Consider the following 10042-nt stretch of genomic DNA (forward strand, 5'->3'; position numbering starts at 1 on the left):
TAGCTGCCGTCACCTCGACGCTATCGGTGAACAAGGCTAGCAGGCTCAAACCAGGGAACAAATGCCGGGGCCGCCACGACCTTCGGTCGGGCGGGGATCGTTCTCCAGCAGGATCGGCTTGCCGTGCGGGGTGGCGTGCGCGGCGCGTTCCCAGGCGGCGGCCAGCGCATCGACATCGCGCTTGCCGGCAACGCCCTTGGCCGACAGCAGCTTTTCCAGCGCCGCCAGCCAATGTTCGTAATAGTCGTGGCCATCGCTTGCCGCGCCGGGCTTCTTCACCTCGGTAGACAAGGCGTCAGCCCATTCGTTCCAGGAAAACAGGCCCCTGTCGTGCAATGCCACCGTTATGGCGAAGGCCTCTGCCTGCCATGGCTTGGCGAACACCGGCTCGTCGAAGCCAGCCGGCAATTCGGCTGTTGCCGCCTCAGGCCGGCTCAAGATAGCTCTCCCAGGCGTCGATCGAGACCGTCAGCGTCGGGTCGGCCCCCTCGCCCCAGATCTCGACGCCGTCGAAGACCACCGTATAGACCCATTGCGGGTTCTCGCCTTGCCCATGCGCATTGCTGTCGGGAAACACGAAGCCATCGCGGATGGCTTCCACGATCCCCCGTTTGCCGCGCGCATAGCGCGGCAGCCGCGTATGACCGGTCGGATGAAAGTTCTTCGTCCGCACGCGGTCGCCCGCCCTGAAGCGCGCCGGCGTCGAAACCGGCCGGTCGCAAGGGCCGCCATTGGCCAGCACCGCTGGCACGTTTTCCGCCTTCAGCACGCGCTTGGGTGTCGCAGCCGGGTCAATCGCGCTGCCCGCGGCCAGATCGCGATCGCTGACGAAACCATGGCGCTTCAGCAAGGTTTCCAACGCCTTGATCCAGATCTGATAGTAGCTTGAGGAATAGTAGTCGGCGGGATGCAGCGATTCGCGCGCATGCCGGCTCTCGTCGATGGTCCACGCCCCCATGGCGCCGGCGGTAAGCGTCACACCAAGCGCCCGCTTTTCCCAGGCGGCATGGAAGTACGGCTCATCCTTCTCGGGCGCGACCGGCCCGAACCCCATCTGCCCCCCGAGATCGTGCGGTCCGTTCATGCCGGCTCTCGCGCCAATGCCGTACCGATCATCGCGTCGCGGCTCACCAGATCGGCCAGCCGCTCCTCGCTCCAGCCCTCGGTGCCATCAGGCCGCATCGGCACGACGAGGTAACGCAGTTCGGCGGTGGAATCCCACACCCGGATTTTTGTCGTCCTCGGCAGCGTCAGCCCGAATTCCTCGAGCACGCCGCGCGGATCGATTACCGCGCGCGAGCGATAGGGCGGCGCCTTGTACCAGACCGGCGGCAGGCCGAGCACCGACCAGGGGTAGCAGGAGCACAGCGTGCAGACGACGAGGTTGTGCGTCTCCTCGCTGTTGAACACCGCCTGCATGTGCTCGCCTTGCCGGCCGGTATAGCCCAGCGATTCGATCGCCGCCGTCGCGTCGCGTTTCAGCCATTCTGCATAGGCAGCATCGCTCCAGGCCTTCGCCACCACCCTGGCGCCGTTGCGCGGGCCGATTTTCGTCTCGTAGGTGTCGACGATGACGTCGATGGCAGCCGGATCGATCAGGCCCTTCTCGGTGAGGATCGTTTCCAGCGCGCGCACCCGCGCGGCGAAAGGATCGAGCTCATTGTCGTGATCATGATCATGGGGCATGGCCTCAAACTACGATTCCCCGCAGCCGGCCGCAAGCGCGACGCCAGCCTATTCCGCCGCCGCCTTTTGCGGCACGACCATGTCCTCCTCGGGATCGAACAGCGAAGGCTGCTCCTCGCTTTCCACCGCATTCAGCGCCGGCCGGTTCTTCCTCAAGAAAAAGCCGAGCAGCCAGCCGGAGAAATTCTCGAAATAGACATAGATGACCGGCGTGACGAACAGGGTCAGCGCCTGCGAGGCAAGCAGGCCGCCGACGACAGCGACGCCAAGTGGCTGACGCAACTCGGCGCTGGCGCCGGTGCCGAGCGCGATCGGGAAGGTGCCCATCAGCGCCGCGACCGTCGTCATCATGATCGGCCTGAAACGCATCAGGCACGCCTTGTGGATGGACTCCTTGGCGGACATGCCCTCGCGCCTGAGTTCCAGCGCAACGTCGACCATCATGATGCCGTTCTTCTTGACGATGCCGATCAGCATCAGGATGCCGATCACCGCGATCACCGAAAGGTCCATGCCGGCGAAGCGCAGTGCAGCCACGGCGCCCAGCACGGCCGACGGCAGGCCGGTCAGGATGGTGAGCGGATGGATGAAGCTCTCATAGAGGATGCCGAGAACGATATAGATGGTGAGAATGGCGCCGCCGATCAGCAGGCCCTGATTGGCGAGCGAATCCTGGAAGGTCTTGGCCGTGCCGGCAAAGCTGGTCGAGATCGCCGTCGGCATGCCGATCTGCTCCTTCAGCGCGGCGATGCGGGCGGTACTGTCGCCAAGCGCCACGCCTTGCGGCAGATTGTAGGAAATCGTCACAGCCGGAAGCTGGCCGAGCTGGTTGACGGTCAAGGCGCCGGCGGTGCGATCGACACGGGCGAAGGCGCCGAGCGGCACCAGGCTGCCGCTGGCCGTCCTCACCTGAATGGCCAGCATCCGCTCGGGCGACCATTCGATGTTGGGATCAAGCTCGGTGATGACTTCATAGCTGTCGGCCGAACCGAAGATCGTCGAAACCTGGTCGGTGCCGAACCCGCCATAAAGCGCTGAACGAAGCGTGTCGGTATCGATTCCAAGCTGGGCGGCCTTATCGCGGTCGACCACCAGCGTCGCCTGCAGCGCATTGTTCTGCAGGTCGCTGGTGACGTCGGTGAAGGTCGCATGGTCGGCCGCCATCGCGTCATTCATCTTCTGCGCCCAGATATCGGTCTGGCCGGTATCGAGGCCCTGAACCACAAGCTGGTAGGCGCTGGCCGACGACCGCGAGCCCAGCCTCAGGTTCTGCACCGGCTGCATGTAGGTCTCGATACCCGCCACGCCGGCCAGCTGTCGCCTTAGATCCGAAAGCACCTTATCGATATCGGGACGCTGGTCCTTCCCCTTGAGCTGGACGAAGAGCTGCCCCTGATTGAGCGCATTGTTGCCGCTGCCCGCCGACCATGCCACATGGTCGACATAGGGCGAATGCGAGAAGACGCTGGCCACCTGCCCTTGTAGCTTCGCCATGGCGTCGAACGAGATGTCCTGGCGCGCGATGGTCGTCACCGATATCTGGCCGATATCCTCCTGCGGGAAGAAACCCTTCGGCGAGACCTGGATCAGCCACACCGACGCTGCCGCGGTTCCGATGAAGACCAGGAACACCAGGAAGGCGTGCCGCAGGCAGAAGCTCAAAACCGCATCGTAGCCGCGCGTCACAATGTCATGCCGGCGGCCGTCGCCGTGCGCCTCGCGGTCGGCCTTCGTCACCGACAGCAACCGCGAGCACAGCATCGGCGTCAGCGTCAGCGAGACGAACATCGATGCCAGGATGGCGACCGTCACCACGACGGCGAATTCGTTGAAAAGGCGGCCGATGACACCGCCCATGAGCAGCACGGGGATGAACACCGCAACCAGCGAAATCGAAATCGAAATGATGGTGAAGCCGATCTCGCGCGCGCCTTTCAGCGACGCATCGAAGGCCGACAGCCCATCCTCCTCCATGTGCCGGAAGATGTTTTCCAGCATCACGATGGCGTCGTCGACGACGAGGCCGACGGCAAGCGTCAGCCCCATCAGCGAGATGTTGTCGATGGAAAATCCGAACAGGAACATCGCGCCGAGCGTGGCGATCAGCGAGATCGGCACCGCCACCGCCGGGATGATGGTCGCCGTCACCCGGCGCAGGAAGACGAAGATCACCATCACCACCAGGGCGACGGTCAACAGCAGCGTGAACTGCACGTCGTCGACGGCCTGACGGATCGAGGTCGAACGGTCGTTGAGCAGCTTGATGCTGGCGGCGGCCGGCATCTGGTCCTGGAAGGACGGCAGCATCGCCTTGACCTTGTCGACGACGTCGACCGTGTTGGCGTCGGGCTGGCGCTGCACGGCCATGATGATCGCGCGGGTACCATCGTACCAACTCGCGGTGGTGGTCGTCTGCACCGAATCGACCACGCGGGTCACCTCGCCCAGCCGCACCGGGTGGCCGTTCTTGGTGGCGATGATGAGGTTGGAGAAGCCGGCGGCGTTGTCGAGCTGGGTGTTGGCGGTGATGGTGAGTTGCTGCTTGTCGTTCTGCAGCACGCCCAGTGGCGTGTTGCTGTTGGCCGACGCGATCGCCGCCTGCAGCTGATCGATCGAGATGCCGCGCGCGGCAAGCGCGGTCGGATCGATCTGGATACGCACCGCATATTTCTGCTGGCCGAAGATCGAGACCTGCGCCACGCCGTCGATCGTCGACAGCGACGGCGAGATGACGTTTTCGGCGAAGGCATCGAGGTCGGTCAGCGGAACCGTATCGCTGACCAGCGACATCAAGAGGATCGGCGCATCGGCGGGATTGACCTTGCGGTAGCTCGGCGGCGCGGTCATCTCCGGCGGCAAGGACTTCTGCGTGCGCGCGATCGCCGCCTGCACGTCGGCCGCGGCTGCATCTATGTCGCGATTGAGCACGAACTGGATGGCGATCGAGGTCTGGCCGAGCGAGTTGGTGGTCGAGATCGAATCGATGCCGGCGATGGTGGCGAACTGCTTGATCAGCGGCGTCGCTACCGAGGTCGCCATGGTTTCCGGCGAGGCGCCGGGCAACTGGGCCGAGACGTTGACCACTGGAAATTCGGCGCTGGGCAATGCGGCCACCGGCAGGAACTTGTAGGCAAACAGCCCGCCCAGCACGAGGGCAAACGACATCAGCAGGGTGGCGACGGGCCTGCGGATGCAGAATTCGGAGATCATTGGCTCGCCCCGCTGGCCTTGCCGGCTTCGGCTACCTTTGGAGCGGCCCGATCGCCGCCCGCCGCCTTGCCTTCATGGACGGCGGCGCCATCCTTCAGCCTGGTCTGGCCCTCGACGACCACCTTCTCGCCGCTCTTCAAGCCTTCGCTGATGGCGCTGTTTTCGCCTTCGGTCAGCGCCACCTGCACCGGCCGCATCTCGACGGTGTTGTCCCGCTTGACCACGTAGACGAACGGCCCCTTCTGGCTCGGCTGCACCGCAACGGTCGGAACAGACATCATCTGCGGCATGATGCCGGCATCGAGCACGACATTGACGTACTGGCCCGGCCACAGCGACAGGTCGGCGTTCGGCACGCTGGCGCGCGTGGCGATGGTGCCGGAGGCGATGTCGACGCTGGAATCGACGAAATCGAGCGTTCCCTTGCCGATCGGCGTCGGGTCGCCGTCCTTGGTCAGCGTCACCGCACCTTGGCTCGGCGAGGCCAACGCCTTGTGCAGCAGCGCGAGATTGCTTTCCGGCAGATTGAAGTTCACCTGCAGCGGGTCCATCTGGGTGATCGTCACCAGCGGCGTCGTCGACGAACTGTTGCCGTTGCTGGTGGCGACGAGATCGCCGAGCGATACATTGATCGCCCCCAGCCGGCCGGTGATCGGCGCCGAGATGGTCGCATAGCTCAACTGCACGGTATCGGAATCGATCGTCGCCTTGTCGGCATCGATGGTTGCGGCGGCGGCCTTCTGTGCCGCCAGTGCCTGATCATAGGTCTGCTGCGTGCCAGCCTGCTTGGCGACAAGATCCTTGGCGCGCTGGAGATCCGCCGTGGCGCTGACGAGCATCGCCTGGTCCTTGGCCAGCGTCGCCTGATCCTTGGCCAGTTGCGCCTTCAGCGCGCGATCGTCGAGCGAGATCAAAAGATCGCCGGCCTTCACCATCTGCCCGTCCTTGACCGCGATCGAGACGATCTGGCTGGAGATCCGGGCATTGATACTGACCACGGCCGGCGACGAGACGAAGCCGATGGCATAGCGGCGGATCGGGAAATCGGCCGTCGAAGCGGTGGCCGCGACGATCGAGGCTGAACGCGCGCCATTGCCCGCGCCTGCCTCGTCGGCGGCTGACTTGCCTGCGCTGGGTTTTTCCGCGGCTGCCATCGGCTTTGCCGACAGCAGCTGCTGAACCTTGCTCATCGCGGTCGGTGAAAGATAGAGGCCGGCCCCGGCGAGGCATGCCGCCGCCACCACTGCAAGCACGATCTTTCCGCGCATCGACAATTGCCCTCTCATCCGACACGCCGAACCCGGTGGTCTTAGGCTAGCTCACGGCGCCTCGCCGCGAATTCGCCGAATAGATAGGACACGCCTTTGGCGGAAAAGGGCCAAAACGCGGCATTACGAAGATTTAATGTGCAGTGCACAATAAGGCGGCACTAAAGCGCAACGGGTTCAAGCGGCCTCGCGCGACGCGCCTTGGGCCCTCGTTTTATGCCTGCTTTGGGCGGCAAACATCACCTCAGCATCGGCCACAGCGTCGCCGCCAAAAGCACGCCCATGGCGATGTTGAACCATTTCAACCGCACCGGATCCGACAGGAAACCGCGCAGCGCCGTGCCGAAACCCGCCCATACCGAAACGCTCGGCAGATTGACGATGGCGAACGCCGTCGAGATCAGCACCACCGACAAAAACGGACGGTCCGCGTCGCTGTAGACGGCCATCGCGGTGATCGCCATCACCCATGCCTTGGGATTGACCCACTGAAATGCCGCCGCATCGATGAAGCGCATCGGCACTGCCTTCGCCTCGCCCTTGCCACTGAGCGAACGCGACATGGCGATCTTCCAGGCGAGATAGAGCAGGTAGGCGCCGCCGGCGATCTTCAGCCCGGTGTGCAGCACCGGAAACGCCGTCAGCACCGCGCCAAGCCCGAACCCGACGGCCAAAAGCAGCACGAGGAAGCCGATGCCGATGCCCAGCATGTGCGGGACGGTCCTGACGAAGCCGAAATTCACGCCCGACGCGAGCAGCATGAAATTGTTCGGCCCAGGCGTGATCGAGGTCACGAAGGCGTAAACCAGCAGGGCAAGGAAGGCATCGAGGGACATGGTTTCCTCCCAAGTCAGGTCAGTATTATTGTCCTTTTACGCCAGGCGCACAAAGACCACCTCGGAGCAACAGCGGGGGCCAGACGATCATGACTTGCGAGGTGACCTACATCCCCTGCGGGCCGCGGTTCATCGCCGCCACGCCGGTGCGGCAGATTTCGACCAGGCCGAGCGGCTTCATGATGGCGATGAACTGGTCGAGCTTGGAGCCCTTGCCGGTGATCTCGAAGATGAAATGCTCGGTGTTGGCGTCGATGACGCTGGCGCGGAAGGCATCGGCGAGCCGCAGCGCCTCGACACGGGCTTCGCCGGTGCCGGCCACTTTCACCAGCGCCAGTTCCCGCTCCATCGGCCGTTCCTGGCCGAGCTCCTGCGAGCGCACGGTGAGGTCGACGACGCGGTGCACCGGCACGATGCGCTCGAGCTGGTGCTTGATCTGCTCCAGCACATGCGGGGTGCCGCGCGTCACGATGGTGATGCGCGACAGATGCTTTTCGTGCTCGGTCTCGGAGACCGTCAGGCTTTCGATGTTGTAGCCGCGGCCGGAAAACAGGCCGATGACCCGGGCAAGCACGCCCGGCTCGTTGTCGACCAGCACGGACAGCGTGTGATTCTCAGGCTTTTCCGTTTCCTTGGCGATGAAATAGGCGGAGCCGGTGGGTTGAAGCTGTGCGTTCATGACATGAATCTCGATTTCAAACTTTGGCGCTAATTCTCTGTTTCCGCATGGCTTTTTTCAACAAGCCCTGCCTCGGCCGGGGCGTTACACCAGTTCCCTGCCCTTGGCGTCGATGGCGTTGGCCACCGCCTCGTCCGTCGCCTCGTCGGGCAGGAGCATCTCATTATGCGCCTTGCCCGACGGGATCATCGGGAAGCAGTTGGCGAGCGTCGCCACGCGGCAGTCGAAGATCACCGGCTTCTTCACCGAAATCATCTCCTTGATCGCGTCGTCCAGCTCATCCGGCTTCTCGCAGCGGATGCCGTGGCCGCCATAGGCTTCGGCCAGCTTGACGAAATCGGGCATCGCCTCGGTGTAGGAATGCGACAGCCGGTTGCCGTGCAGAAGCTGCTGCCACTGCCGCACCATGCCCATATACTGGTTGTTGAGGATGAAGATCTTGATCGGCGCCTCGTGCTGCACGGCGGCACTCATCTCCTGCATCGTCATCTGCACCGAGGCGTCGCCGGCAATGTCGATGACCAGCGCATCCGGATGTGCGATCTGCACGCCGAGCGCCGCCGGCAGGCCATAGCCCATCGTGCCCAGTCCGCCCGAGGTCATCCAGCGGTTCGGCTTCTCGAAGTGATAATGCTGCGCCGCCCACATCTGGTGCTGGCCGACCTCGGTTGTAATGTAGGTGTCCATGTCCTTGGTCAGCGCGTAGAGCCGCTGGACGGCATATTGCGGCATGATCACGTCGTGGTTCATCTTGTAGGCGAGCGAATCCCGTGCGCGCCATTTCGCGATCTGCTCCCACCACGGGTGGAGCGCCTTCTTGTCGGCCTTGGCACTCGCCCGCCACAGCCGCACCAGATCCTCCAGCACCCGGCCGACATCACCGATGATCGGCACGTCGGTGTGGACGTTCTTGTTGATCGACGACGGATCGATGTCGATGTGGATCTTCTTCGAATTCGGCGAGAAAGCGGTCAGCCGCCCGGTGATGCGGTCGTCGAAGCGCGCGCCGATGCAGATCATGACGTCGCAATCATGCATGGCGATGTTGGCTTCATAGGTGCCGTGCATGCCCAGCATACCCATCCAGTTCTTGCCCGATGCCGGATAGGCGCCGAGGCCCATCAGCGTCGAGGTGATGGGAAAGCCGGTCAGGTCGACCAGTTCGCGCAGCAAATGGCTGGCCTCCGGGCCGGAATTGATGACACCGCCGCCGGAATAGATGATCGGCTTCCTGGCGCCGGCCATCAGTTCGACCGCCGCCTTGATCTTGTCGAGGTCGCCCTGGACCTTCGGCTGGTAGCTGGTGCGCGGCGCCGTCTGCGGCGGCACATAGGTGCCCTTGGCAAACTGCACGTCCTTCGGAATGTCGACCACGACCGGGCCCGGACGCCCGGTCGTCGCGACATGGAAGGCCTCGTGGATGATTGCCGCGAGTTGGTTGACGTCCTTGACCAGCCAATTGTGCTTGGTGCAGGGCCGCGTGATGCCGATGGTGTCGCATTCCTGGAAAGCGTCGGAGCCGATCAGCGAGGTCGGCACCTGCCCGGTCAGGCAGACCAGCGGGATCGAATCCATCAGCGCATCCTGCAATGGCGTCACCGCATTGGTGGCGCCCGGTCCCGAGGTCACCAGCATGACGCCGGCCTTGCCGGTTGAGCGTGCATAGCCTTCGGCAGCATGGCCCGCACCCTGCTCATGGCGCACAAGGATGTGCTCGACCTCGTCTTGCTGGAAAATTTCATCGTAGATCGGGAGAACGGCGCCACCCGGATAGCCGAAGACATGCTTGACGCCATTGTCCTTCAGCGCCTGCACCACCATTTCGGCGCCGGTCATTTCGGATCTTGGCATTTCGGATCTTGGCATTTCACGCCGCTCGTTCTGTCCGTTGCTCATCGGTCTGGTCCCGTATTGTCCGCCGTCTGGCGATTGCTGGTCGTTTAGTCGTGTTTTGGGCAATAAAAAAGGCCCCCGAGGGAGCCTGTGTGTTGCGCATGGGAGGTTTTCGCCCGGCGGTTACACCGCCTTGCCCACGCGCTTTCCTACGAGAATGAGTGCCGTTTTCATGGTGGCGGACAATAGAATTGGTTTTGCGCCGCTGTCAACGGCGAATGTGAGTGACATCAGGGTGATCGCATTTCAAAATAGGGCCAGGAGCTGAGCGAGGTAGGTGTCGTCCCAAGCGGCGCGCTTGAACTTACCGCGCAAGGAGCCTTTGGTGGGGTCTTTCTGCATGACGTTGATGGCCATGTGGCGCAAAACGGCGAGGTTGTTTGGACCGTTGCCCAATCGGCTCCTGTCCTGATCCTCGTTCATGACGACATCGAGGCGCCAGTGCAGACGGTTCTCGACGCCCCAGTGCG

Annotated in this window: 8 protein-coding genes and 1 pseudogene; all 9 read right to left on the reverse strand. The window is 63.5% G+C overall.

Features of this window, described 5'->3' with window-relative positions; genetic code table 11:
• Positions 1-45: 45 nt before the first annotated feature.
• Positions 46-438 carry a nitrile hydratase accessory protein gene (locus MESS2_RS21545; RefSeq protein ID WP_040593685.1) on the reverse strand — a complete coding sequence of 131 codons (393 nt, stop codon included), beginning with the start codon at positions 436-438 and terminating at the stop codon, positions 46-48.
• Positions 425-1084, reverse strand: coding sequence for a nitrile hydratase subunit beta (nthB, locus tag MESS2_RS21550; protein WP_008876567.1), 660 nt, complete (start codon positions 1082-1084; stop codon positions 425-427). Before nthB ends, MESS2_RS21545 begins: the two co-directional genes overlap by 14 nt.
• The gene (gene nthA / locus MESS2_RS21555; RefSeq protein WP_008876568.1) at positions 1081-1686 is read right to left on the reverse strand and encodes a nitrile hydratase subunit alpha; all 606 of its coding nucleotides are present in this window, start codon (positions 1684-1686) and stop codon (positions 1081-1083) included. The genes nthB and nthA overlap by 4 nt, the downstream gene beginning before the upstream one ends.
• A 48-nt stretch (positions 1687-1734) precedes the next feature.
• Complete coding sequence (locus tag MESS2_RS21560; RefSeq protein WP_008876569.1) at positions 1735-4896, reverse strand: efflux RND transporter permease subunit; 3162 nt, start codon at positions 4894-4896, stop codon at positions 1735-1737.
• Positions 4893-6164 carry an efflux RND transporter periplasmic adaptor subunit gene (locus MESS2_RS21565; RefSeq protein ID WP_008876570.1) on the reverse strand — a complete coding sequence of 424 codons (1272 nt, stop codon included), beginning with the start codon at positions 6162-6164 and terminating at the stop codon, positions 4893-4895. The genes MESS2_RS21560 and MESS2_RS21565 overlap by 4 nt, the downstream gene beginning before the upstream one ends.
• 239 nt (positions 6165-6403) lie before the next feature.
• The gene (locus tag MESS2_RS21570) at positions 6404-7000 is read right to left on the reverse strand and encodes a LysE family translocator (RefSeq protein WP_008876571.1); all 597 of its coding nucleotides are present in this window, start codon (positions 6998-7000) and stop codon (positions 6404-6406) included.
• 106 nt (positions 7001-7106) lie between these two features.
• The gene (ilvN, locus tag MESS2_RS21575; RefSeq protein ID WP_008876572.1) at positions 7107-7679 is read right to left on the reverse strand and encodes an acetolactate synthase small subunit; all 573 of its coding nucleotides are present in this window, start codon (positions 7677-7679) and stop codon (positions 7107-7109) included.
• A gap of 84 nt (positions 7680-7763) precedes the next feature.
• Complete coding sequence (locus MESS2_RS21580) at positions 7764-9515, reverse strand: acetolactate synthase 3 large subunit (RefSeq protein WP_008876573.1); 1752 nt, start codon at positions 9513-9515, stop codon at positions 7764-7766.
• A 303-nt stretch (positions 9516-9818) separates the two neighbouring features.
• A pseudogene (locus MESS2_RS21585) lies at positions 9819-10042 on the reverse strand (ISAs1 family transposase); the annotation flags it as partial.

It is taken from the genome of Mesorhizobium metallidurans STM 2683, from assembly GCF_000350085.1.
GTDB lineage: Bacteria > Pseudomonadota > Alphaproteobacteria > Rhizobiales > Rhizobiaceae > Mesorhizobium > Mesorhizobium metallidurans.

Coding starts and splice junctions, on each gene's coding strand:
- nthA (WP_008876568.1), bottom strand. CDS start 1,686: ATGCCCCATGATCATGATCACGACAATGAGCTCGATCCTTTCGCCGCG.
- MESS2_RS21580 (WP_008876573.1), bottom strand. CDS start 9,515: ATGACCGGCGCCGAAATGGTGGTGCAGGCGCTGAAGGACAATGGCGTC.
- MESS2_RS21560 (WP_008876569.1), bottom strand. CDS start 4,896: ATGATCTCCGAATTCTGCATCCGCAGGCCCGTCGCCACCCTGCTGATG.
- MESS2_RS21565 (WP_008876570.1), bottom strand. CDS start 6,164: ATGCGCGGAAAGATCGTGCTTGCAGTGGTGGCGGCGGCATGCCTCGCC.
- nthB (WP_008876567.1), bottom strand. CDS start 1,084: ATGAACGGACCGCACGATCTCGGGGGGCAGATGGGGTTCGGGCCGGTC.
- ilvN (WP_008876572.1), bottom strand. CDS start 7,679: ATGAACGCACAGCTTCAACCCACCGGCTCCGCCTATTTCATCGCCAAG.
- MESS2_RS21570 (WP_008876571.1), bottom strand. CDS start 7,000: ATGTCCCTCGATGCCTTCCTTGCCCTGCTGGTTTACGCCTTCGTGACC.